Origin of the sequence: Pseudomonas sp. FP198 (assembly GCF_030687895.1) — a bacterium.
In the GTDB taxonomy this organism is placed as follows: Bacteria; Pseudomonadota; Gammaproteobacteria; order Pseudomonadales; family Pseudomonadaceae; genus Aquipseudomonas.
The window spans coordinates 4,292,377-4,315,684 of sequence record NZ_CP117452.1; the positions used below are offsets into that span (position 1 = coordinate 4,292,377).

General features: G+C 60.2%; 27 protein-coding genes, 1 tRNA gene and 1 pseudogene. 11 read left to right on the forward strand and 18 right to left on the reverse strand.

The features are described from left to right. The first annotated feature begins 38 nt into the window (after positions 1-38). Entirely contained in the window at positions 39-974 is a 936-nt protein-coding gene (locus PSH78_RS19515) for a LysR family transcriptional regulator (protein WP_305496196.1), read from the forward strand. Positions 975-977: 3 nt separating this feature from the next. Here PSH78_RS19515 and PSH78_RS19520 read toward each other — a convergent pair whose 3' ends face one another. Together PSH78_RS19520 and PSH78_RS19525 are read right to left on the reverse strand one after the other, a co-directional pair. Continuing rightward, on the reverse strand, positions 978-1,343 hold the full coding sequence (locus PSH78_RS19520) for a 5-carboxymethyl-2-hydroxymuconate Delta-isomerase (protein WP_305496197.1): 366 nt from the start codon (positions 1,341-1,343) through the stop codon (positions 978-980). A gap of 71 nt (positions 1,344-1,414) precedes the next feature. Then, positions 1,415-2,350 (reverse strand): LysR substrate-binding domain-containing protein, encoded by a 936-nt coding sequence (locus PSH78_RS19525; protein ID WP_305496198.1) that lies wholly within the window; start codon positions 2,348-2,350, stop codon positions 1,415-1,417. Between the two features lie 164 nt (positions 2,351-2,514). On the opposite strand from PSH78_RS19525, the gene PSH78_RS19530 reads away from it, so the two are divergent. The 3 genes from PSH78_RS19530 (at position 2,515) to PSH78_RS19540 (ending at position 4,106) form a co-directional block, all read left to right on the forward strand. Further along, complete coding sequence (locus tag PSH78_RS19530; RefSeq protein ID WP_305496199.1) at positions 2,515-2,706, forward strand: DUF1508 domain-containing protein; 192 nt, start codon at positions 2,515-2,517, stop codon at positions 2,704-2,706. A gap of 123 nt (positions 2,707-2,829) precedes the next feature. Then, positions 2,830-3,636, forward strand: coding sequence for an AraC family transcriptional regulator (locus PSH78_RS19535; protein ID WP_305496200.1), 807 nt, complete (start codon positions 2,830-2,832; stop codon positions 3,634-3,636). A 101-nt stretch (positions 3,637-3,737) separates the two neighbouring features. Then, positions 3,738-4,106 (forward strand): cupin domain-containing protein, encoded by a 369-nt coding sequence (locus PSH78_RS19540; protein WP_305496201.1) that lies wholly within the window; start codon positions 3,738-3,740, stop codon positions 4,104-4,106. Between the two features lie 11 nt (positions 4,107-4,117). On the opposite strand, the gene PSH78_RS19545 is transcribed toward PSH78_RS19540, so the two are convergent. The 3 genes and pseudogenes from PSH78_RS19545 to PSH78_RS26730 all read right to left on the reverse strand — a co-directional run. After that, a complete protein-coding gene (locus PSH78_RS19545) occupies positions 4,118-4,864 on the reverse strand; it encodes a phytanoyl-CoA dioxygenase family protein (RefSeq protein ID WP_305496202.1) in 747 nt (248 codons plus the stop codon). A gap of 13 nt (positions 4,865-4,877) precedes the next feature. Then, a complete protein-coding gene (locus tag PSH78_RS26725) occupies positions 4,878-5,666 on the reverse strand; it encodes a methyl-accepting chemotaxis protein (protein WP_370871136.1) in 789 nt (262 codons plus the stop codon). A gap of 117 nt (positions 5,667-5,783) precedes the next feature. Further along, a pseudogene (locus PSH78_RS26730) lies at positions 5,784-6,557 on the reverse strand (MCP four helix bundle domain-containing protein); the annotation flags it as partial. A gap of 506 nt (positions 6,558-7,063) precedes the next feature. On the opposite strand from PSH78_RS26730, the gene PSH78_RS19560 reads away from it, so the two are divergent. The 3 genes from PSH78_RS19560 (at position 7,064) to PSH78_RS19570 (ending at position 7,963) form a co-directional block, all read left to right on the forward strand. Continuing rightward, positions 7,064-7,237, forward strand: coding sequence for a Com family DNA-binding transcriptional regulator (locus tag PSH78_RS19560; RefSeq protein WP_305496204.1), 174 nt, complete (start codon positions 7,064-7,066; stop codon positions 7,235-7,237). Between the two features lie 138 nt (positions 7,238-7,375). Beyond that, positions 7,376-7,666, forward strand: coding sequence for a type II toxin-antitoxin system Phd/YefM family antitoxin (locus PSH78_RS19565; RefSeq protein WP_305496205.1), 291 nt, complete (start codon positions 7,376-7,378; stop codon positions 7,664-7,666). A 9-nt stretch (positions 7,667-7,675) separates the two neighbouring features. Next, positions 7,676-7,963, forward strand: a complete 288-nt coding sequence (locus tag PSH78_RS19570) for a type II toxin-antitoxin system RelE/ParE family toxin (RefSeq protein ID WP_305496206.1) — start codon at positions 7,676-7,678, stop codon at positions 7,961-7,963. A gap of 459 nt (positions 7,964-8,422) precedes the next feature. On the opposite strand, the gene PSH78_RS19575 is transcribed toward PSH78_RS19570, so the two are convergent. From PSH78_RS19575 to dapA, 5 genes are all read right to left on the reverse strand, one after another. Continuing rightward, positions 8,423-8,512: transfer RNA gene (locus PSH78_RS19575), tRNA-Ser, on the reverse strand. 83 nt (positions 8,513-8,595) lie between these two features. Continuing rightward, positions 8,596-9,309: a phosphoribosylaminoimidazolesuccinocarboxamide synthase gene (purC, locus tag PSH78_RS19580; protein WP_025212375.1), complete on the reverse strand. Its 714-nt coding sequence runs from the start codon at positions 9,307-9,309 to the stop codon at positions 8,596-8,598. Positions 9,310-9,337: 28 nt separating this feature from the next. Then, the gene (locus PSH78_RS19585) at positions 9,338-10,096 is read right to left on the reverse strand and encodes an MBL fold metallo-hydrolase (RefSeq protein WP_305496207.1); all 759 of its coding nucleotides are present in this window, start codon (positions 10,094-10,096) and stop codon (positions 9,338-9,340) included. A 4-nt stretch (positions 10,097-10,100) separates the two neighbouring features. Then, positions 10,101-11,216, reverse strand: a complete 1,116-nt coding sequence (gene bamC / locus PSH78_RS19590; protein ID WP_305496208.1) for an outer membrane protein assembly factor BamC — start codon at positions 11,214-11,216, stop codon at positions 10,101-10,103. A gap of 17 nt (positions 11,217-11,233) precedes the next feature. After that, the gene (gene dapA / locus PSH78_RS19595; RefSeq protein WP_305496209.1) at positions 11,234-12,112 is read right to left on the reverse strand and encodes a 4-hydroxy-tetrahydrodipicolinate synthase; all 879 of its coding nucleotides are present in this window, start codon (positions 12,110-12,112) and stop codon (positions 11,234-11,236) included. Between the two features lie 316 nt (positions 12,113-12,428). On the opposite strand from dapA, the gene PSH78_RS19600 reads away from it, so the two are divergent. Both PSH78_RS19600 and PSH78_RS19605 read left to right on the forward strand, forming a co-directional pair. After that, complete coding sequence (locus tag PSH78_RS19600) at positions 12,429-12,989, forward strand: glycine cleavage system protein R (protein ID WP_003184325.1); 561 nt, start codon at positions 12,429-12,431, stop codon at positions 12,987-12,989. Between the two features lie 10 nt (positions 12,990-12,999). After that, positions 13,000-13,473 carry a peroxiredoxin gene (locus tag PSH78_RS19605; protein ID WP_305496210.1) on the forward strand — a complete coding sequence of 158 codons (474 nt, stop codon included), beginning with the start codon at positions 13,000-13,002 and terminating at the stop codon, positions 13,471-13,473. Between the two features lie 129 nt (positions 13,474-13,602). Here the strand turns inward: PSH78_RS19605 and PSH78_RS19610 are convergent, their stop codons facing one another. Then, positions 13,603-14,673 (reverse strand): AI-2E family transporter, encoded by a 1,071-nt coding sequence (locus tag PSH78_RS19610; RefSeq protein ID WP_305496211.1) that lies wholly within the window; start codon positions 14,671-14,673, stop codon positions 13,603-13,605. Positions 14,674-14,702: 29 nt separating this feature from the next. Beyond that, entirely contained in the window at positions 14,703-14,942 is a 240-nt protein-coding gene (locus PSH78_RS19615; protein ID WP_305496212.1) for a sulfurtransferase TusA family protein, read from the reverse strand. Positions 14,943-15,040: 98 nt separating this feature from the next. On the opposite strand from PSH78_RS19615, the gene PSH78_RS19620 reads away from it, so the two are divergent. Further along, a complete protein-coding gene (locus PSH78_RS19620) occupies positions 15,041-16,474 on the forward strand; it encodes a M48 family metalloprotease (protein ID WP_305496213.1) in 1,434 nt (477 codons plus the stop codon). 65 nt (positions 16,475-16,539) lie between these two features. Here the strand turns inward: PSH78_RS19620 and PSH78_RS19625 are convergent, their stop codons facing one another. From PSH78_RS19625 to rpoE, 4 genes are all read right to left on the reverse strand, one after another. Continuing rightward, a complete protein-coding gene (locus tag PSH78_RS19625; RefSeq protein WP_305496214.1) occupies positions 16,540-17,967 on the reverse strand; it encodes a DegQ family serine endoprotease in 1,428 nt (475 codons plus the stop codon). A gap of 227 nt (positions 17,968-18,194) precedes the next feature. Continuing rightward, positions 18,195-19,142 carry a MucB/RseB C-terminal domain-containing protein gene (locus tag PSH78_RS19630; RefSeq protein WP_305496215.1) on the reverse strand — a complete coding sequence of 316 codons (948 nt, stop codon included), beginning with the start codon at positions 19,140-19,142 and terminating at the stop codon, positions 18,195-18,197. 8 nt (positions 19,143-19,150) lie between these two features. Continuing rightward, the gene (locus PSH78_RS19635) at positions 19,151-19,738 is read right to left on the reverse strand and encodes a sigma-E factor negative regulatory protein (protein WP_305496216.1); all 588 of its coding nucleotides are present in this window, start codon (positions 19,736-19,738) and stop codon (positions 19,151-19,153) included. A 30-nt stretch (positions 19,739-19,768) separates the two neighbouring features. Next, complete coding sequence (gene rpoE, locus PSH78_RS19640) at positions 19,769-20,350, reverse strand: RNA polymerase sigma factor RpoE (protein ID WP_003172477.1); 582 nt, start codon at positions 20,348-20,350, stop codon at positions 19,769-19,771. Between the two features lie 559 nt (positions 20,351-20,909). Here rpoE and nadB point away from each other — a divergent pair. Then, positions 20,910-22,526, forward strand: coding sequence for an L-aspartate oxidase (nadB, locus tag PSH78_RS19645; RefSeq protein WP_305496217.1), 1,617 nt, complete (start codon positions 20,910-20,912; stop codon positions 22,524-22,526). On the opposite strand, the gene PSH78_RS19650 is transcribed toward nadB, so the two are convergent. Together PSH78_RS19650 and PSH78_RS19655 are read right to left on the reverse strand one after the other, a co-directional pair. Beyond that, positions 22,495-22,947, reverse strand: coding sequence for a protein YgfX (locus PSH78_RS19650; protein WP_305496218.1), 453 nt, complete (start codon positions 22,945-22,947; stop codon positions 22,495-22,497). The genes nadB and PSH78_RS19650 overlap by 32 nt on opposite strands. Next, positions 22,931-23,185 (reverse strand): succinate dehydrogenase assembly factor 2, encoded by a 255-nt coding sequence (locus tag PSH78_RS19655; protein ID WP_039593311.1) that lies wholly within the window; start codon positions 23,183-23,185, stop codon positions 22,931-22,933. Before PSH78_RS19655 ends, PSH78_RS19650 begins: the two co-directional genes overlap by 17 nt. Positions 23,186-23,308 lie beyond the last annotated feature (123 nt).

A 23,308-nucleotide genomic window follows, 5' to 3' on the forward strand; every position in this document is an offset into this window, starting at 1 on the left:
CACGCCCCGCGCAAGGAGCACAGCGAGAGACAGAACGGATGCTGAACAGCAACACCCTCAGAAAGCTCGACATGCAGGACCTCATGGTGTTCAGCGCCGTATTCGAGCAAGGCAGCGTCACCGGCGTGGCGGAAATCCTCTGCGTCAGCCAGTCAACGGTCAGCTACAGCCTGAAAAAGCTGCGGGCCTGCTTTGACGACGAGCTGTTCATCAACACCCGGACCGGCATGCGCCCCACCTTCAAGGCCGAAGGCATGCACGAGCATGTGCGCAGCATCTTGCAAAGCATCAACCGCTGCCATGCCGGCACGCCGGCCTTTGATCCGACCCGGCAGGCCGTGACCTTCGAGATTTGCGCACCGGAATACTTTGAACAGCTGCTCCTGCCACAACTGCTGCAAGGCTTCGATCATGCAGACCTGCCCGTCGTGGTGAACGTGCACAGGCTCGGGGCCGATATTCCCGTTGATGATTTGCGTGACGGCAGCCTGGACCTGGTGATCTGTTTCGGCCCTCATTTCCACAGCAGCCATGCCGATCTCAAGACCCAACGCCTGCTGGAAGAAGAACTGGTCTGCGTGACAGACAAACGGTCGGCTCCGCTGGAATCGCCGTTGAGCATCGAAGCGTTCGTACAGCGTCGACACGTTTTTCCCACGCCTTGGGCGTCGCCCACCAACATGGTGGATGGCTGGCTGACGCGCCAGGCCCGGCAACGGCAGATCGCCGCACGGGCCAACAGTTACGGCGCGGCGTTGAAGATGATCACCGGTACCGATTTCCTCCTGACCCTGCCCCGTCGCATCCAGCAATTGCTGGCCAGCGCAGCGACATTCCAGCACTGCCCGGCGCCGGCGGGTTTGCCGGGCTTTACCCTGGACATGCAATGGAGCCTTGCGGCCGATCAGGACAGCGCCAACGCCTGGCTGCGTGAACAGATCGTCAAGGCCTGTCCTGGGCAAGACCTCGCTTGAACTTCAAAGACCGATGGCGGCCTTGGCGTAGGGGCCGCGGTCGATATCGAGGACTTCCACACACAGCTGTACGCTGACGCCGACGGGCCATGGGCCAAGATCCTGGATCACCGCCAGCAGGCTATCGGCCAGCTGCTTCTTGATTTCCGGCGAACGACCGCTCAGCAAAGCCAGCTTCACATGCACGAACCCACGCTCCCCCATGCCGGTGCCGACGCGAAACGTATCGATTTTCACGGCCCGGCTCTTGATGTCGAACTCGGCGGCGAACTGACCGGATGCCACCAGTGCGTTGTTCATGCGCAACAGCGCGACGTCGGCGTTCAGCTCGGTCAGGTTGGCGGTGTACTCCATGTGCAAGTGAGGCATGTGTTCGACTCCGTTTCGAAAAGATGATGTTGGGATGACAGTCGGCGCAACCATACCTCGACTTTGCAGTTTCAGGCAGGTTTTGTTTCGTCGAGCAAGCCGGCGCGCTCGCTCATGAAAGCCTCCAGGCGGGACCGCAGCCAGCGCTCGGCCGGGTCATTGTCGACATGGCTCAGCCAGACCATGGAGAGGTCCAGGGTCGGTGTCTTGAAGGGAAAGGGTTCGCAGAACACCTGGCCGGAAGCGGCCATGGCGGTGGCGGTGTAGTCCGGCAGGCTGGCGATCAGGTCGGTGCCAGCCAGCAACGCCGGCAGCGCGCTGTACTGCGGCACCGACAGCACTACCTGGCGCTTGCGACCGATCTCGGCCAGCCATTCGTCAGCAAACCCGGCGATGTTGGCGGTATGGGAAACCAGCACGTGGGGCCGCGAACAGTATTCATCCAGGGTCAGCGGGGTATCCGAGGCATCGGCGCGCAACACGCAGGGCTGGATATGTCGCAACAGCTTGCGCTTGGCATTGGCCGGCAGCCCACGGGTCTGGCTGATGCCGACAGTGATATCGCCCGAGGCCAGCAAATCGGGGATACGCCAGTAATCGACATGCTGGACCACGAACACGATCTGCGGCGCCTCCTGCCGCAAACTGCGCAACAGCGGCGGCAAGAGGCCGAACTCGACATCGTCGGACAGCCCGATGCGAAACGTCATGGCACTGCTGGAGGGGTCGAAATCATGGGTCAGGCTCAAGGCCACCGACAGCGAATCCAGCGCCGGCGAAAGGTGCTGGATGATTTCCTCGGCCCGCGCGGTGGGCTCCATGCGATGCCCGACGCGAATGAACAACGGGTCGTTGAACAGCGTGCGCAAGCGATTCAGGGCAGAGCTGATGGTTGGCTGGCCGAGGAACAGCTTTTCCGCCGCCCGTGTCACGTTACGCTCAAGCATCAGCGTTTCGAAAACCACCATCAGGTTGATGTCGGCCTTGCGCAATTCGTTGCGGTTCATCCATTGCTCCTGGTTCCGGTCGGATCAAGCAAGCGCTGCAATGTGCGGAAATATCTCACAATCATTGGAAACGTATTCCCATTAGCGAAAAATTCCAGCTTGGCTAGGCTTGCCAGGACATGTTCAAGCATGTCCTGAATCCGTTAATCGCATGGAGCGAACCGATGTACTTTGAAATCTATCGACAGACCCGAGGGACCCCGACCACAGGACAAGGTCAATGGCGCTGGCGCCTGCGAGCCGGCAACCACGAAACCATCGCCAGCGGTGAATCCTACGTGAACAAGGCGGACTGCCTTCACGTCATCGGATTGATCAAAACCGCCCAATGCGAGACGCCTGTAAAGGAAATCTGAAGGCGTCCATTCGTATCACCCGAAGCTGCTCGATGAGCAGCTTTCCCTGAACTACAAGCCGCCGCTGTGATGGGTCGTGCCGGACAGGTATCGTATGCAGACAAAAGCGAGAGCCGACCTTCCATGACCCAACCTGGTGACCGTCGCGACTGGCTGCTGCGCGCGCCCGAATCGAAGAAGCTGGAGCGCATCGAAGCCTACTTCAGTGGGCACGGCTATAGCGCCCACCGGCATGACACCTATGCCATCGGGTTCACGCTCGCCGGGGTCCAGAGCTTCAACTACCGGCAGAGCAAACGTCATAGCCAGCCCGGCGGAACCATCGTGCTGCACCCGGACGAAGTCCATGACGGCGAGGCGGGGACAAGCGATGGTTTTCATTATCGAATGGCCTACATCGAACCGTCATTGATCCAGCAGGTGTTGGGCGGCCGGCCATTGCCTTTCATCGAAGGCGGGTTGTCGAACGATTCCCGGCTCAACGTTGCGACTCGCAGGCTCTTGGGCAGCCTCGGGCATCACCTCGATCCGCTGGAGGAAGACGATGCCCTCTACGACGTGGCCCAGGCACTGGCTGACGCGGCAGGTAACCAGCGCGGACGCCGCCTGCTTGACTACCCGGCAGCGGAGCGCGCGCGCCTGTTCATTCATGATGCCCTTGATCAGGCCATTACCCTGGATGACCTCGTGCAGGCCAGCGGCCGGGACCGATGGAGCCTGTCCCGGGACTTTCGCGCCCTGTACGGCACCAGCCCCTATCGCTACATCACCCAGCGTCGATTGAATGAAGCCCGTCGCCTCGTGCTGCATGGCATGCCGCTGAGCGAAGCCGCATTGGCCTGCGGCTTTTTCGACCAGAGCCACATGACCCGGCTGCACACCCAGGCCTTTGGCATTTCACCGGCACGCTGGCTGAAAATGCTGCGCTAGCGGCACGCACGGCGTAGCGCGAAAAGCTGCACGATCATCCAATACCCAAGCTATCCCCAGCGCTAAGGTGCGGCTCATCAACCACAGAGGAGCACGCCAGGATGACTCGATATTCCCCAATCAACTTCGCGCAGAAGTACACACTGTTCCACGATCAGTGGGCACCGAAAGTCGTGGCTGAAATGAATGACTACCAGTTCAAGATCGTCCGCCTCGAAGGCGATTTCATCTGGCACACCCACGCCGACACGGATGAAACCTTCATCGTGCTGGACGGTGAACTTCGTATCGACTTTCGCGATGGCGCGGTGCTGATCGGCCCAGGCGAGATGTACGTCGTCAAGCAAGGCGTCGAGCACAAGCCCAGTGCCGCGCAGGAAGTGAAACTGTTGCTGATCGAACCGCGGGGAGTCATCAACACCGGCGAACAAGTGAATGCGCGAACCGCGATCAATGACGTCTGGATCTGACCGAGCCAGGCTCAATCGTATTCCGCCTCCTGATGGTCGCCCAACAACCGCCGTTGGCGAGGTGTCGCGGCGGCCAGCACCGCGAGATTGAATTGCCAGTGCAGGTAAGGTGAAAACTTCTGCGCGACCATCCGCCGGCCATAATGCACCTGGAACATGTAGCGGGTGCGGTCGGCGGTCCGGTTGTCACTGCCGGCGTGCCACAGCTCGCTGCGCAATATCAGCACATCACCCGCCTGGCACAGCACCGGTTTTGCCGAGCGCCCCTGCCACTGCGTTTCGCCGGCCATCGGCGCCCGCCCCGCCTTGTGGCTGCCGGGAATGACTCGCGTCGGGCTCAAGTCGGCGTCGATGTCATCAAGGTAGAACTGTGCGGTGAAAACCTGCATCGGCAGATCAAAAGAAGGCTCGGCCAACAGGCTGGTGGGCAGCTGCATCGGCAAGTAATCCAGGTGCAGCGCAGCGCCGACAAAACCGGGATGGCAGCGCCAGGCGGTCTGCCCAATGATGTGGCAATCCTCGCCCAACGCCGCCTCGGCCAGCTCGATCACCCCGCCCACCTCCAGATACGGTAGCCAGAACGGGTCTCGATTGAAGACGCATTTGTAATGATCGATGACGCCGCTGTAGTCCCAGTGGTGGGGTTTCAGTTGGTCGATGGCCTGGCGTACTTCGGTGATTTGCGTGGCGCTCAACACACCGGGCATCAGGACAAAACCGTCCTGATGCAATGCTCGCAAAAGATCAGCGGTGGACACGAGCGCAACCTGCTCAGGTCCGGAAACGGCCGGTCAGCTCTGCCAGGTTCCTAGACAGGTTCGACAGCTGCTGGCTCGCGTGCATGCTTTGGGCGGAGTTCGCCGCCGCTTCGTTGGACAGGTCACGAATATCGGAAATGTTGCGAGCGATCTCCTCGGTCACGCTGCTCTGCTCTTCACAGGCATTGGCGATCTGCGCGGCCATGTCATTGATCCGCTGGATCGACCCGCCAGTGCCACTGAGCACCTGGTCGACACCGGCGGCGCGCTCGACGCTGTCCCGCGCCTTGCTGCTGCCGACCTGCATGGCCTGCACGGCCTTGGCGACACCGCTTTGCAAGCGCTCGATGCGGACCTGGATATCCTTGGTCGAATCCTGGGTACGCGCCGCCAGCGCCCTGACCTCATCGGCCACCACGGCAAAACCACGGCCCTGTTCGCCGGCACGCGCAGCCTCGATGGCGGCGTTCAGCGCCAGCAGGTTGGTCTGCTCGGCGATGCCACGGATCACCTCCAGCACCGCACCGATACTGGACGTTTCCTGGGCCAATGCCTCGATGGTGCCCGAGGCACTTTCCACTTCGTGAGCCAGTTGGCGGATCGACTCGATCGTGCTGCTGACCACCTCCGCGCCGTCGCGCGATTGGCTGGTAGCCTGCTGCGCGGCGTCCGAGGCGCTCACGGCGTTATGAGCAACCTCATGCACAGCGGCGCTCATCTGCGTCGCGGCGGTGCTGACCTGGTCGAGCGCCGCGTGCTCGCTGCTGATCAGTCGGTCATTCGTCGCGGCCATAGCAGCCATGGCCCGGGCTGCCGAGTCCACTTCCCCGGTCACCCGTCCGACCTCGGCAATCAGCGGCTGCAGCTTGTCGAGGAAACGGTTGAACGCGCTGCCAAGCTGCCCCAGTTCGTCAGCCGAACGCACTTCAAGGCGCCCCTTGAGATCGCCGCCGCCCTCTGCGATTTGCTCGACGCGGTGCAACAAGCGGCGCATCGGGCTCAGCACCACGAGCGGCAAGGCAACCAGAACCAAGACGCAACCGAGCAGGCCAACCAACAGAATAACGCCCTGCTGCACGCCGACTGCCTCGCCATTGGCGATGGCCGCATCACCCTCGCGATGGGACGCCGCATCCTCCAGCTCACCCAGCTTGTCGATTGAATCACGCATGGTTTCGAACAGACGCTCGCTGTCACCAAAGCTCAGCGCGCTGGCGCCCTGCGGATCGCCTACCGCCTGCTCGACGACCCGCCGCGAAACCTGCATCCATTTGCCGAAACTGTCATTGAACTGGCTGACCAATGCCTGAGCCTCTGCACCGGGCTGCATCGCGGCATATTTTTGCACACGGTCATAGGCCTGCTTGGCATTCTCGCCATGACTGGCACTCAGTGCTTGAATATGCTCATCCGCATGACCATCCAGCAGACTGCGCTCGGCCACAAAGGCCTGATAAAGATCGCGGTCGGCATTGAGCAACAGACTGATGGCCGGCAGATAGCGCTTGGTCAACTGCGTACTGGACTCGGTCACCTGACCGATGCCGCGCATGCCCGTCCACCCCATCAGCACCAGCAGCACCGCCAGGAACGCAATCGGCAGAGTGATTTTCCAACGAAAGCCAAGGTCGGCGAAGAACCGCAGCATGGTGTCACTCCTTACATGGGGGATAACCTGCCTATCGGCAGCCATGCCTTGAGCTATAGACCATTAGTCTAATTGTTACAAAGATTGGCGGTCTTGAAATGCCTTGGCTAGAGAGGTTCGGAGTGGTCAGAAGAGGTGACCTCTCTTCGTCGATACTTCCCCGCCGATGCGAGGAGAAATTCCGATCACTCAAGAAAAAATGATGCACCCGTGGCGAGGGAGCTTGCTCCCGGTCGGCTGCGAAGCAGTCGTAAACAGGCGGATGCGGTGTGCCTGATGCTCCGAATTTGGCAGGTTTCAGGGCCGCTGCGCGGCCCAGCGGGAGCAAGTTCCCTCGCCACGGGTTCCTCGATTGCCTTACCGCGATAGGAGGACTGGCAAGGATAAGGCGGTGACGGTAGGTGTCAGAGCCGGCCGAAGCGATTGCGATGGTTATACGCCACAGAGCAATCGGCAAAGCGGGCGATTGACCGGAAGTGGCGGCGAATGCAAGCACAAACACAATGACCCGGCCACGGGAAAACGCTACGAACATTTCAAGGATGAATTGCATGCAGAACATACGTTGCGGTCATTGCTGTCGCAAGCTAGCCACCGCCAGCGGCTTCCAGGAACTCCAGATCAAATGTCCACGATGCCGGACGCTCAATCACATCAAAGGTCAGCCAACCCTCACTCGGCTCAAGGAAACGCCCGAGCAAAGAATATTTACCAGTGGTTCATAATCGTAGCAACCGGCGGTTGTGTCGCACCGCACATTGCGCAATACTTCGCGTACGTAAGTACGTACGTATAAACATACTATTAAACACATCCTAGTATGTTGCGCGTTGTTATCGTGATATTTTTTTCGGAGAAAAATCATGGCTGCGTTGCTTGAACGAGCTGAACAAGCCGTATCGGTTACCGCAATGGTCAGGGGCTTTAGCGCGAAGCTCAAAGAAGTATCGAGTCGTGCCACTGACCGCTTGGTCGTGTTCAAAGACAATGAACCGGCAGCCGTCATCCTAAATGTAGAGGCCTATCAGGAAATGCTTGATGAGCTTGAAGACCTGCGGATTGAAGCGACTGCACGCGACCGGTTGGCTAATTTCAATCCACAGACGGCCATTTCTCACGCTGATATGCGTGCGAGATACGCCAAGAAAGACTAAGGATTTTCGATGGCTTGGGGAGTCACATATCACCCAGATACCGAAGGTGATTTCGATCAGCTGGGATCTGCAGCTGCAAACAGAATCTTTGATGTCATCGAGCAAAGGATCGCCAATGGCGAGCCAGACAAGAGCGGCAAGTCCCTAAGCGGCAGTCTGGCAGGCTGCCGCCGGATCCGCACAGGCGATACACGCATCGTCTATCGAGTTGATGGGAAAGCGATCGTAGTCTTGATCATTGCTGTCGGCGCTCGTCGCGACAGCGAAGTATACGACGCTGCCAAAAAACGCGTCTGAGCCCATATACGGGCTTTTTTTTCCGCAGATGGTTGCCCCAGAGGGTAACGTCTCTTTGAAAGCCGCAGCCTCCAACCAGCGTGCCGCGAGCATCCAGAACGCTGAGTTCATGAATGCAGCAACCCCGCTGGCTTCCCCTGCCAAGACATCAGCCTGGCCGGAGCGCGAGATAGCAACCAAGACAACAGAGGGTTACGCGGCGAGCGAACCGTAAGACCTCAGGGCGTTACGGCTCGAAGCCATTGAATTATCTTTCACAACTGCTGGAGTCATCGGCGGCTCATCGAATCCTAGGAGCTCAACGGTAGTAGGAGGACCTTTGAAGAAGCGAGCGACAATCTTTCGCATACTTCATGGGCTTAGCTCCGTTATGCCCTAAAAATGCCTTAAACGAAACGCCAGAAACGAAAAAGCCCCTGAAATGTTCAACCATTTCAGGGGCTTAGTCGTATTCAATAATGGCGGAGAGATAGGGATTTGAACCCTAGGTACTGTCGCCAGTACAACGGATTTCGAATCCGTCCCGTTCGGCCACTCCGGCATCTCTCCAGTGGCGCGCATCATACCAGCACATTTGCCGGAAGCGAACCCCCGAGCGAAATTTTTTCCGTGCTATCAGATGCTTGCGTTGATTACAGCGGGACACCCAGGCGTTGGGCGACTTCTTCGTAGGCTTCGATCACGTCACCGAGGCCTTGGCGGAAGCGGTCCTTGTCCATCTTCTTCTTGGTGTCCTTGTCCCAGAGGCGGCAGCCGTCCGGGCTGAACTCGTCGCCCAGGACGATGGAGCCGTCGCTGAACACGCCGAATTCGAGTTTGAAGTCGACCAGCAGCAGGCCGGCGTCGTCGAACAGTTTGGTCAGCACTTCGTTGACCTTGAGCGACAGTTCCTTCATGCGCGCCAGTTGCTCGGCGGTGCCCCAACCGAATGCCACGACGTGGGATTCATTGATGAACGGGTCGCCCTTGGCGTCGTCCTTCAGGAACAGCTCGAACGTGTAAGGGTTGAGCTTCATGCCCTCTTCCACGCCCAGGCGCTTGACCAGGCTGCCGGCGGCGTAGTTACGCACGACGCATTCGACCGGGATCATGTCCAGTTTCTTGACCAGGCACTCGTTGTCGCCCAGCAGCTTGTCGAACTGGGTCGGCACGCCGGCGGCTTCGAGCTTCTGCATGATGAAGGCGTTGAACTTGTTGTTCACCATGCCCTTGCGGTCCAGCTGTTCGATGCGCTTGCCGTCGAACGCCGAGGTGTCGTTGCGAAACAGCAGGATCAAGCGGTCAGCGTCATCGGTCTTGTAAACCGACTTGGCTTTGCCGCGGTAGAGTTCTTCACGTTTTTCCATGATGGGCTCCGCTTGCTAAGTAGATGGGCTAGGCGATATGTCGCCAGTCGAGCCCTGAATCTTGATCGGCCAGTTGCAGCCAGTCCGGGTCGCACCCGAGGGTGTCGACGAAACATTGCCGGGCCAGCTGCGGCAGGTTGTTCTTGCTGCTCAGATGGGCCAGGACCAGGTGTTGCAGGCCTTGCCAGCCCAACTCGGCCACCAGGAATGCTGCCTGGTGGTTGTTCAGATGTCCGTGTTCCCCGCCTACCCGTTGCTTCAGGAAGTAGGGATAGTACCCTCGCGCCAACATGTCGCGGCAGTGGTTGGACTCGATCATCAGTGCGTCGAGGTCCCGATAACTGTCCATCACCCTGTCGCAGTACGAGCCCAGGTCGGTGAGCAATCCGAAGCGCCGCTCGCCATCACTGAACACATACTGCGTCGGCTCGCGGGCATCGTGCGCCACGCTGACCACGCTGATGTCCAGGGCACCGATACGCAGCTGCTCGCCACCGGCCACGAAGCCAGCCGGCTCGATGGGCTTGCGCAGGCCACCGAACGTCCCGCGACTGAGGTAGACCGGCAGATTGTAGCGCCGAGACAGCAAACCCACGCCATGCACGTGGTCGGCATGTTCGTGGGTCACGAGTATCGCGCTCAGTTGCGCCGGGTGCACACCCAGGCGCAACAGGCGCTTCTCGGTTTCCCGCAGGGAGAAACCGCAATCGACCAGCACGTAGGTGCCAGCACTGGCTATCAGCGTGCCGTTCCCCTGGCTACCGCTGCCGAGAACGGCAAAACGCATCGGATCAGCCCAGGTTGTCCTGAATCACGCCCAACACCTTGCGAGCCACATCGGCTGGCGCCACGGTGTTGATGTTTTTCTCGACGGTGACCTGGACGTTGTCGCCGACCTTGCTCAGGCGAACCTGGTAACGCTCGGCGCGGGCTTCGATTTCTTCCTTGTCCGGCGCACTGCCGAACAAGCTGCTGAAGAAGCCAGGCTTCTCGTCTTTCTTCTCGGCTTTTTCAGCGAGGTTGATGTAGTAGAGGCCCAGGCTGCGGTTGATGTCTTCAACCCGCCATTCGCCCTGCTCCAGCGCGCGGCCAACGCTCGACCAGGCGCGGTCGAGGTCGGAGCCGACGTTGAGCACCGGGTTGCCGCTGCCGTCTTCGCTCAGGCTGACCCGGCTCGGCGTGTCGTAGTCACGGGTCGCGAGCATCGAGACCGAACCGCCCTGCTCGGCGTTACGGCTCATGCTGGCGAGCATGTCGTCGACCAGCGCGGCGTCGAGACTGGTATTGACCGAACGATTGGTGAAAGCCACGTCGGCGGTGCTGCCGGCGGGACGCTCGGCGCTGACCACGTAGATTTCACTGGTGTTGCGCTGCACGCCCGGCTCGATGCGCACGCGCACGCGGGTTTCGCTGTCGGCTGCGACGCCGGCGGCGCTCAGGCGCTTGGCCATGGCCGCGGACAGTTCATCGGAGCGCTGCCAGGTGGTGGTGAACTCGCCGGTCTGCGGGCGCTGTTCGTCCAGGCGGAAACCGTTGTCCTGGAAGAACTGGATTGCCACGGGCCAGACTTCGGCCGGTGGATGCTGGCCCATGACCCAGCTCGAATCACCGCTCTTCTGCAGGGTGTAGTCGCTGGCATCGGCCACGGCCGACAGCGGCTGTGGGCGCGGGACAACGTATTCGCCCTTGACGCTGTCGTCGGCGACGTTGCGCGGGATCGGCAGCAGCGGATCCAGGCGCTTGGCAACGCTGACATCAGGTGGCAGTTGCATCGGTGCAGTCTGTTGCGCTTCGAGGTAATCGCTACCACGGTCGCGGAAATAACCATCCGGGCCCCAGATCCATCCACAGCCACTGGTGCTGGAGATAATCAAGGCAAGTGCGGAAAGGCCGGCCATTCGCTTCATGCGGTGTAGTTCCTCAATTAAACCAGGACGCCGGACTGGCGCATGGCCTGCCGCAGCTGTTCGTGACAGGTAGTGCTCAACCAGGTGAGCGGCAGGCGGATGCCTTCGTGCATCAGGCCCATTTCGACCAGGGCGAATTTCACCGGGATCGGGTTGGCTTCGATGAACAGGTCCTTGTGCAGCGGCATCAGTTTTTCGTTGATTGCCCGTGCGGTCTCGGCGTCGCCCTTGAGCGCGGCCTCGCACAGGTCGGCCATGTCGCGTGGCGCGACGTTGGCGGTGACGGAAATATTGCCCTTGCCGCCCATCAGGATCAGCTCGACAGCGGTCGGATCATCGCCGGACATGACGATGAAGTCCTCGCTCACGCCATCGAGGATGGCCTTGGCACGCGTCAGGTCGCCAGTGGCTTCCTTGATGCCGATGATGTTCGGCACGGTGGACAGGCGGATCACGGTCTCGGCCTGCATGTCGCAGGAGGTGCGGCCGGGAACGTTATAGAGGATCTGTGGGATGTCGACGGCTTCGGCAATGTGCTTGAAGTGCTGGTACAGGCCTTCCTGGGTCGGCCTGTTGTAGTACGGAACGACCAGCAGGCAGGCATCGGCCCCGGCTTCCTTGGCGTTACGGGTCAACTCGACGGCTTCGCGGGTCGAATTGGCGCCGGTGCCGGCGATTACCGGAATGCGGCCATTGACTTGCTTGACCACGGCGCGGATGACTTCGATGTGCTCGTTGACGTCAAGGGTGGCCGACTCGCCGGTGGTACCGACGGCGACGATGGCGTGGGTGCCGTTTTCAAGGTGGAAGTCCACGAGTTTGCTGAGGCTGGCCCAGTCAAGACGCCCTTGTGCATCCATGGGTGTGACCAGTGCCACCATACTGCCCGCAATCATGAAACCGCTCCTGCCGGAAAAAGAGAGCGGTAATGGTACTGGCGCCAAGATGCTTGTACAAGCGAACTCCCATTCCCCTTGGCGATGGTTTTCGCTACCCTTCAGGCTTTGATCGGTACCGATAAGCTCACACGCCGGTTCCCAGCCTCCGTTTTCGTCGCTACAAGCCCCGATCCTGCGTTTGTCCTGAAGCATTGGCTGATCCCGCAATGCAGCAGAAACCCGGGCAGAGGGCTTGAACCGTTCGCTTTCGCAGGGCTGCTACCGTGCCGCGCGGCACAAAGGTACCGACCGCTCATCGCTTTAGGAATGCTGCATGTCCACCCCCACAGTCCGCGAACAATTCCTTGTTATCAGTGCCCTTGGCGCAAACCCCATGGAGCTGACTAACGTCCTGTGCCGCGCCAGCCATGAAAACCGCTGCGCCGTCGTGACCTCACGCCTGACCCGTCATGGCGAATGCAGCGCCCTCGTGCTGGAGATTTCCGGCAGCTGGGACGCCTTGGCGCGCCTGGAGGGCAGCCTGCCGGTGCTGGCCAAGAAGCACGCCTTCACCGTCAACGTGGTGCGCAGCGCCGCGCTGGAAAATCGTCCCCAGGCCTTGCCCTATGTAGCTTATGTGAGTTCGGCCTACCGCCCGGACATCATCAACGAACTGTGCCAGTTCTTCATGGACCATCACGTCGAGCTGGAAAACCTGACCTGCGATACCTATCAGGCCCCGCAGACTGGCGGCACCATGCTCAACGCCACGTTCACCGTGACATTGCCGGCCGGCACCCAGATCAGCTGGCTACGCGATCAGTTCCTGGATTTCGCCGACGCGATGAACCTGGACGCACTGATCGAACCGTGGCGCCCACAAAACCCAATGTAAGGAAGCGTTCATGGCCGTTGCCATCGACCAGCCAGTTACCGATTTCCAGGCGCCCGCCACCAGCGGGCAGACCATCAGCCTCACCGCCCTGAAAGGCAAACAGGTGGTCATTTATTTCTATCCGAAAGACAGCACCCCCGGTTGCACCACCGAGGGCCAGGGTTTTCGCGACCAATATGCGCAATTCCAGGCCGCCAACACCGAAATATTCGGTGTGTCGCGGGACAGCCTCAAGTCCCACGAGAACTTCAAGTGCAAGCAGGAGTTCCCCTTCGAGCTGATCAGCGACAAGGACGAAACGGTCTGCCAACTGTTCGACGTGATCAAGCTGAAGAAGCTGTATGGCAAGGAATACCTGGGCGTTGATCGCAGCACCTTCCTGATCGACAAGGATGGCGTGCTGCGCCAGGAGTGGCGTGGCGTGAAGGTGCCGGGGCATGTGGATGCGGTGTTGGCGGCGGCTCAGGCCTTGAACAAGGGCTGAAATCTCGTTGCCTTTACTGGCGCTATCGCGAGCAAGCTCGCTCCCACAGGGTTTTGACTAACAACACAAATCCAGTGTGGGAGCGAGCCTGCTCGCGAAGAGGCCTTAAGCATCACTTCATTATTCAAGTTACAGCAACGGCGCCACCACCGGCTCCTTGCTCGGCCACGCATCCAGCACCGCCTTGAATAACGTCGCCAGGGGAATCGCAAAGAACACCCCCCAGAAGCCCCACAGCCCGCCAAACAACAACACCGCGCAGATAATCGCCACTGGATGCAGGTTCACCGCCTCGGAGAACAGCAGCGGCACCAGCACATTGCCGTCCAGCGTCTGGATGATCCCGTACACCGCCATCAGATAGATGAACTGGTCGCTCCAACCCCACTGGAACAGTGCGATCAGCGCCACCGGCACGGTCACGACCACAGTGCCGACGTAAGGCACCACCACCGAAATGCCCACCAGCAACGCGAGCAACGCGGCGTAGTTGAGCCCCAGGGCCACAAAACCGATGTACGTGACGCCACCGCAGATGAAAATCTCGATGACTTTCCCACGGATGTAGTTGGCGATCTGCCGGTTCATCTCCTGGGCGACGCGGGTGATCAATGCCCGCTCGCGCGGCAGGTAGCCTCGGACCCAGCGTCCGATCATTTCCCGGTCCTTGAGAAAGAAAAACACCAGGATCGGCACCAGCACCAGGTAGATCATGATGTTCACCAGCAACGGCAGGCTGGACAGCGAAAACGTCAGCGCCCACTGGCCGAACTTGCCGATCTCGCCACGCACCACTTCGATGGTCTGCAGCACTTGCTCGTCCGAGACCAGGTGCGGGTAGCGTTCCGGCAGCAGCAACAACAGCGATTGCCATTTGGCGAGCATTCCCGGCAGCTCGTTGAACAGGGTCACCAACTGGTGCCAGAGCAACGGCACGATGACCACGAGGAACACCACAAGCAGCCCCATGAACAGCGCGAACACCAGCCCTACCGCCACGGAGCCAGGCAAACGCAGGCGTTCCAAGGCTGTGACCAGCCCCTGCATCAGGTACGCCAGCACCATTCCCGCCAGCACCGGCGCAAGCATCCCGCCCAGCGTCAGGACCGCCGTGAACGCCAGGAACAGTAGCACTGCCAGGACCACCGCTTCCTCATCGGAGAAGTAGCGCTGAATCCAGTCGCGTAACACTTTGAACATTAAAAATCCTTAGGAGACGCTGTCGGTTTTCAGGCTTTTTTCAGCCAGTAACGGTAGACGCCGTTATCGTCTTCTTCGCGCAGCAGCGTATGACCGGCCAAGCGGGCAAAGGTGCGAAAGTCGCGCTGGGAGCCCGCATCCGTGGCCGTCACCTTGAGCACGGCGCCACTGACTAGGCGATTGAGTTCCAGCTTGGCCTTGAGCAACGGCAGCGGACAGTTCAGGCCACTGGCGTCCAGCTCGGCATCGTGGGCTACAGCATCGGTCATTGTTTCACTCCGCAACAGGTCGTCGAGCGGCCTAGAATATCTGGTCCCGGACCCGCTGTCCGGCTACAGTAAGGTCTTTGTCGACTAAGGCTTCGTGCATGACATTTCTGCGCCCCACCCTGCTGACGCTCGCTTGCCTGCTCGCCTCACCGGGCTTCGCCGACGACCTGCCGTCACTTGGCGATGCCAGTTCTGCCATCGTCTCGCCGGAACAGGAGCATCAGCTGGGCCGCGCCTGGCTGGCCTTGTTGCGCAGCCAGGTCTCGCAACTCAACGATCCGCAGCTCAAGGACTATGTCGAAACCAGCGTCTACAAGCTGGTGGAGACCAGCCAGGTCAACGACCGGCGCCTGGAATTCATCCTGATCAACAGCCCCCAGCTCAACGCTTTCGCCGCACCCGGCGGGATCGTCGGGGTCAACGGCGGCCTGTTCCTCAATGCCCAGACCGAAGGCGAATATGCGTCGGTCATGGCCCACGAACTGGCGCACTTGTCGCAACGCCATTTTGCCCGCGGCGTCGAAGCCCAACAGCGCATGCAGGTGCCGATGATGGCGGCGCTGCTGGCCGGCATCGTGATTGCCGCCGCCGGTGGCGGTGACGCCGGGATCGCCGCCATTGCCGGGACCCAGGCCGCCGCCATCCAGGAGCAACGGCGTTTCTCGCGGCAAAACGAACAGGAAGCCGACCGCATCGGCATCCAGAATCTGGAGAAGGCCGGTTACGATCCACGGTCGATGCCGACCATGTTCGAGCGCCTGATGCGCCAGTACCGGTTTGACGCCAAGCCCCCAGAGTTCCTGCTGACTCACCCGGTCACGGAATCGCGCATCGCCGACACCCGCAACCGCGCCGAACAGGCCAAGCCGGGCGGAATCGAGGACAGCATGCGTTATCAACTGATCCGCGCGCGGGTCCAGTTGACCTATGAAGAAACCCCCGGCCTGGGGGCCAAGCGCTTCCGCGCACAGCTGGACGAGAACCCGAAGAGTGACGTGGCCCGCTACGGACTGGCAATCGCCCAGATCAAGGGCGGCCAACTGAATGAAGCCCGGGAGAACCTCAAGCCATTGCTGACCAAAGCGCCCAACGAGATCATCTACAACCTCGCCCAGGTGGACCTGGACATCACCAGCAACAAGCTGGCGGACGCTCAATCTCGCGTGGATCGACTGCTGAGCCAATATCCGGGCAACTACCCCCTCAATCAGGTGCGCGTCGATCTGCTGCTCAAGCAGAATCGTCCCGCCGATGCGGAGAAGGCCCTGGAAGCTCTGCTCAAGAGCCGCCCGGACGATCCGGACATCTGGTACATGGTGGCCGAAACGCGCGGCCTGTCAGGCAATATCATTGGCTTGCACCAGGCACGCGCCGAATATTTCGCATTGGTTGGCGACTATCGCCAGGCGATCCAGCAGCTGGATTTCGCCAAGCGACGCGCCGGGAGCAATTTCCCTTTGTCCTCGCGCATCGACGCCCGCCAGCGCGAACTCATGGAACAGGAGCGCATGGTCAAGGACATGATGGGCTGAGCATTGACCAGGCATAAAAAAACCGCCTCGATATCGAGGCGGTTTTTTTTCAGCTGAATACCGGCTTATTCAGCCAGCTTGAAGGTAATGAAGCTTGCACGCCCCTGGCGCAGGACGCGCATCGACACCGAGCGATTCTTCGGCAACGCCTTGGCGATGTCGGTGAACTCCTTGGCCGAGCCGATGGCCTGGTTGTTCAGGTGGGTAATGATGTCGCCAGGTTGCAGGCCGATCAACGCAGCGGGACCGTCCTGTACTTCCTTGATCACCACGCCACCCTGCAACTCCAGGGTTCGCTTCTGCTCATCGGTCAACTCGACCACCGCGACACCCAGGCGATTGCTGCTGCGCTCGACGCCGGACTTGGGCAGTGAATCCAGTTCCTTGCCTTCTTCCGGGATCGCGCCGACAGTCAACTCGACATTCTTGCGCTTGCCTTCGCGAATCACTTCCAGGTTGGCCTTGGCCCCGGCCTTGAGGGCGCCCACCAAATGCGGCAAATCAGCGGACATGACGATCGGCTGCCCATTGAGGCTGAGAATCACATCGCCCACTTGCAAACCGCCCTTGGCGGCCGGACCACCTTCCTGGATCTGCGCCACCAGCGCGCCGGCAGGTTTCTCCAGGCCAAACGACTCGGCCAGGTCCTTGTTCACTTCCTGGATGACCACGCCCAGCCAGCCACGGCTGACCTTGCCCTCGCTTTTAAGCTGGTTGGATACATCCAGGGCCACGTCGATCGGAATAGCGAAGGACACCCCCATGAAACCGCCCGAACGGGTGTAGATCTGAGAGTTGATGCCCACCACTTCACCGTCGAGGTTGAACAGCGGACCACCGGAGTTGCCCGGGTTGATCGGCACGTCGGTCTGGATGAATGGCACGTAGTTTTCGTTTGGCAGGCTACGCCCAATGGCGCTGACGATGCCCTGGGTCACGGTATGGTCGAAGCCGAACGGCGAACCGATTGCCACTACCCACTGACCGGCTTTCAGGTTCTGCGATTTGCCGAGCTTGAGCACCGGCAGGTCCTTGCCTTCGATTTTCAGCAAGGCCACGTCCGAACGCGGATCGGTGCCGATCAGCTTGGCCTTCAGCTCACTGCGATCGGCCAGGCGCACGAGGATCTCATCGGCGTCGGCAATCACATGGTTGTTGGTCAGGATGTAGCCGTCTGGCGAGATGATGAAGCCCGAGCCCAGGGACTGCGCTTCACGCTGACGACCACCGCCAGGCGAACGCGGCTGTGGCATCCCGCGCTCGAAGAACTCGCGCAGCATGGGCGGCAGGCCTTCCAGGTCAGGCATCTGCGGGTCCATCACCCGACGCTCCGGCAGCTTCTGCGTGGTACTGATGTTCACCACGGCAGGCGAAGCCTGTTCGACCAGTTGAGTGAAGTCCGGCAACTCGACCGCCACAGCGGGAACGGCCTGACCGAGCACCAGCACGGTGGCAAAAATGGAGAGATAGGTTTTCAAGCGTGGTATCGACATACGGCTCCCGTTACGACGAGCATGGTTAAGCGATATGGAGCAGAAATACCTGGGAACGATACGCCAGTATTTTTGTTCCGCAAACAGACAAGGCCAGAGCCGAGCGGCTCTGACCTAATAGAAAAAAAATGGTTTTTTTGCAAATGAAAATGCTGACAGGAAGTTTCAGCATTTTGCTCAAGCACGCTTGCCGGCTTCTTGCGCAATCGAGCCACCCGGGCAGCGTGTTATTGGGCTGCCGCGACGTCGGAACGCATGGACAACGCGATCCGTTCCGCCGTACCGATAGGTATTTCGCCAACCACCGTCACCATCATCTCGCCCTGGGGTGTAGTAAGCCGACGCGATACCGCTGCGGTCGGGCCAAGCTGCGTGCGGGTGTCGGTGGCAGTTGCACCGTTCAGCGGCTCCAGGAACACAGAGAAACGGGCCAGGCCATCGTCATACATCAAGCTACTGACCTGGATCTTGGTATCCGGGTCCTTGTGCGCAGCGCTACTGGTCAATTCAAAGCCGGGCGGAAGCCAGTCGGAATGCCAGGCGGTTTTCACCGTGGCGGCCTTACCGGCCCCCTGCGCAACAGCCTTGCATTCGACACTGGCCTGCAGATCAGCGTCTGAAGGCTCACCGATGTTCAAGCGAGTGAATTGGAAACGTTCGAGCAACTGGCCTTTGTCACTGAGCAACAGGGACTTGAGCGGCAAGCCGGTCTCTCTGTCGAGATGCAGCTCAAAGCCATAGCGATGCTGATCCTTCGGAGTCAGGGCGACAATGACAGCCTGACGCCCGGCCACGCGCGACTTGCCAATGACGGCAAGGTCATACCAATTCTTGAGTTTCTGCGGATCGAGCGCACGTGCGGTGCCATCTGGCGTATTGCCCAGCCCGGCGATCAAGGTGCCACTGACGCATTGAGTTTTTCCATCAATGCGCATGACCTCCTGTGCCGAACCATCGAGCTGGAGCAGCCGCTCGCGGACTTTGCCATCCTGGACGCGATGCCAGATGTTATGGGTAGAAAAACTACCGTTACGCTCGTAAACGAAAGTGCCCTGGAAGCTTTGCTGCTGCTCGGCTTGACTCAGACGATTGAGCCAGTCCTGAGCTTCACCGGCATAGGCTGGAACAACGCACCAGCCACCTACCAGAAGCGAGAAAAGAGGTATGGCGCGCATGGTCCTCCTTAACGGTTTTCCAGACTGGCCGCACGAGCGTATGGCAGCGCGCTTTCAGTACCTTTCAGCGCAGCCTGCTGGGCATGCTGACGCAGGTAGTTGGGCAAACGCTGATCATGCCAGCCTGGCTGGCCTTGGAGGACGCCGTTGGCCATAGGACCGGCAGCTTCCGAACCTTCGCTGTAGCCGGCCAGTACCGCCGGGCCCTTGACCTGTGGTGCTGCCAAGCCAGGCTGATTGGACTGCTGCGCCATTTGCACGCCGGCAATCTCATCCTGGTTGTACAGACGCACACCTGCCAGTACAGCTACGGTAACCGAGGCAGCAACTGCCAGGCGACCCAGGCTGCGCCATGGACCGCGGGAGGCTTTTGCCGGCACGGCTTCGTCAGCCAGAGCAGCAGAAACGGCCGCAGCGATATCCAGGCGTGGAAGCAACAAGTCCTTGTGCATCACCGCCCGGGCAATCTGGTAGCGAGCCCAGGTTTCACGGGTTTCAACATCGTCAAAGGCATTCAATACCCGACGCAATTCCAATTCGTCCGCTTCGTTATCCATCACTGCGGACAGCGATTCCTGCAGGGCTTCACGACTCATGGCGTTCCTCTCTTGGCTGTCGCCGCTGTCTCAGTTTTCCTGCAACAACGGTTGCAGGGCTTTATCGATGGCCTCCCGAGCGCGGAAGATCCGGGAGCGCACGGTACCCACCGGACATTGCATGACGCTGGCAATGTCCTCGTAACTCAGACCGTCGAATTCACGTAAAGTTAAAGCCGTACGCAAATCTTCGGGCAGTTGCTGGATGGTTCGATGGACAGTGCCTTCGATCTCATCCCGCAGCAATGCACGTTCCGGTGATTCGAGGTCCTTGAGGCCGTGATCGCCGTCATAGAACTCTGCATCCTCGGAGCTGACATCGCTATCCGGCGGCCGGCGGCCGCGTGAAACCAGATAGTTTTTCGCCGTGTTGATGGCGATGCGGTAAAGCCACGTATAAAACGCGCTATCCCCGCGGAAATTACCAAGTGCCCTGTACGCCTTGATGAAGGCTTCCTGGGCAACATCCTGGGCTTCATGGGTGTCGTGCACAAAACGCACGATCAACCCGAGAATTTTGTGCTGGTATTTCAGCACTAGCAGATCGAAAGCTCGCTTGTCGCCGCGTTGAACGCGCTCGACCAGCTGCTGATCCTCTTCCTGGGTTAGCATGAACACTCCTCGATAAGCTCGAAGGAGGCTTGCATTACTAATCGTCCAAGCTTGCAACCATAGACTCGGGCTTTTCGCAAAAGTTCTCCCCCTTCCAAGCAAGTTTCCGGCGGGCTCTGATCCGGCACGCACGAAAAACGCAGCACGAGATTCCCCGGCCGCGCGAATAATCTGTCGTCGGGCCTGTCGGATGGACTCGAATCGAAGTCCTGCACCAACCCGACGCTGTTCCCTTTTGCAGACAACCGTCTATTGAACCTAGGCGCTTGGCAAAAGTTCCCACCATTTGTAGCTCTTCGAAACGAAAATTTAGCAACCGTGACGAGATAAACCGCGTTCTGTCCTCGAAAAGGCTGCGTTGTCGCCGTTTCAGCAAAACCTTGATCCGACGAAGCGCGTCGCTTCCCTGTCGCACTGGTTCCATATTGCCATGAACGCCCGGCTATTGTGCCGATCCCCCCCTCTATATACTAGTGGGCTGCACGGTCGCCTGCCCCCCATTGAACCGGATGCCTGGCACCAACCCCGACCCGGGTCGCTTTGAGCGGAAACCATTCGAATGAGCCAACAGTTTCAACATGATGTTCTGGTAATCGGCAGCGGCGCCGCCGGATTGAGCCTTGCGCTGACATTGCCCGCGAACCTGCGCATAGCAGTGCTGAGCAAAGGCGACCTGGCCAACGGCTCGACGTTCTGGGCCCAGGGCGGCGTCGCCGCCGTGCTGGATGACACGGACACTATCCAATCCCATGTCGACGACACGCTTAACGCCGGCGGCGGGTTGTGCAATCGCGAAGCCGTGCGTTTTACCGTCGAGCACAGCAGGGAAGCCATCCAATGGCTGATCGACCAGGGCGTGCCTTTCACCCGTGACGAGCAATCGGGTACCGAAGATGGCGGCTTTGAATTTCATCTCACACGCGAAGGCGGCCACAGCCACCGGCGGATCATCCATGCAGCCGATGCGACCGGCGCGGCAATTTTCAAGACCCTGCTGGCCCAGGCCCGGCAGCGACCGAACATCGAATTGCTGGAGCAGCGAGTCGCGATCGACCTGATCACCGAGAAACGCCTCGGCCTGGAAGGCGACCGCTGCCTGGGTGCGTATGTGCTCAATCGTGGCACCGGTGAAGTCGACACCTACGGGGCGCGCTTCGTGATCCTCGCCTCCGGCGGTGCAGCCAAGGTCTATCTCTATACCAGCAACCCCGACGGTGCCTGCGGTGACGGCATTGCCATGGCCTGGCGTTCAGGCTGCCGAGTGGCGAACCTGGAATTCAACCAGTTCCACCCCACTTGCCTGTATCACCCCTTGGCCAAGAGCTTCCTGGTGACCGAGGCACTGCGCGGCGAAGGCGCTCACCTGAAGCTCCCCAACGGCGAACGCTTCATGCAGCGCTTCGATCCGCGCGCCGAACTGGCGCCACGGGACATCGTTGCGCGGGCCATCGACCATGAAATGAAGCGCCTGGGCATCGACTGCGTGTACCTGGACATCAGCCACAAACCCGAAGCCTTCATCAAAAGTCATTTCCCCACGGTGTATGAACGCTGCCTGGAATTTTCCATCGACATCACCAAGCAGCCGATCCCGGTGGTGCCGGCGGCGCATTACACCTGCGGCGGGGTGATGGTCGACCAGCACGGCCGCACCGATGTACCCGGCCTGTATGCGATTGGCGAAACCAGCTTTACCGGATTACACGGTGCCAATCGCATGGCCAGCAATTCGCTGCTGGAATGTTTCGTCTATGCCCGCTCGGCGGCGGCGGACATCCTCGAGCAGTTGCCGCAGGTTGCCATCCCGACCACCCTGCCTACCTGGGATGCCAGCCAGGTGACCGACTCGGACGAAGACGTGATCATCGCCCACAACTGGGACGAACTGCGGCGCTTCATGTGGGACTACGTCGGCATCGTACGCACCAACAAGCGCCTGCAACGGGCCCAGCATCGGGTGCGTTTGCTGCTCGATGAGATCGATGAGTTCTACAGCAACTATAAAGTCAGCCGCGACCTGATCGAGTTGCGCAACCTGGCGCAGGTGGCGGAACTGATGATTCGCTCAGCCATGGAGCGCAAGGAAAGCCGAGGACTGCACTACACCCTCGACTACCCGGACCTGCTGCCCGAGGCATTGGACACTATCCTGGTACCGCCCACCTACGCCGGCTGAACCTGAGCCGGACCCGCAGGCGCCGATGGACATCCGGCGCCAGCGCGTCGCGGGGCACGCACAACGAGCGGACCCACCACTCGCCCCGCAAGCGAAAGCGCAGCACCACGATCATCGGCAATGCCAGGCTGTCCGGCCGCAACTGCACCGCCTGCCAGCCGCCGCCCTCGCTCCAGAGCTGCCAGCCGTCGGCATCTCGACGCAAACCACGAAAAGCCTGGCGATGAGTCAGCAACAGATATCGCGGTAGCACCCAGGCGCCGTGGCCCAGGCACAACATGGAAGCAACGACGGCGAGCCAGGGAGGAATCGAGCACAGAAACAACGAGCCCAAGGCAAACACCTGGGCCAGGAGATAGGCCGCCAGCAGCTGCCGGGAGGCGCGCCAGCGGCACTCGAAGCGGCTACTTGGGCTGGACACGGTCCAGGATCATCCGGACCATGCGCTGCAGTTCCGGATCCTCGGATTCACTGCGCTCCATGAACCAGCCGAACATGTCCTGATCCTCGCATTCGAGCAAACGGACGTAACACGCACGGTCGACTTCATCAAGGTGTGGGTAGACCTCCTTCACGAATGGCACCAGCAGCACGTCAAGCTCAAGCATGCCGCGGCGGCTGTGCCAGTAGAGGCGATTCAGTTCAACATCTTCGACCATGGAGCACTCCTCAAATAGAGCGCAAGTATACAGGCCCGGCCGTAGCGGAACAGACGGCTTTGGTCGGGCGCCTCCGATCCTTTGTGAACTACCCATTTCAAGGGCGTCCCCTTATGATGTCTG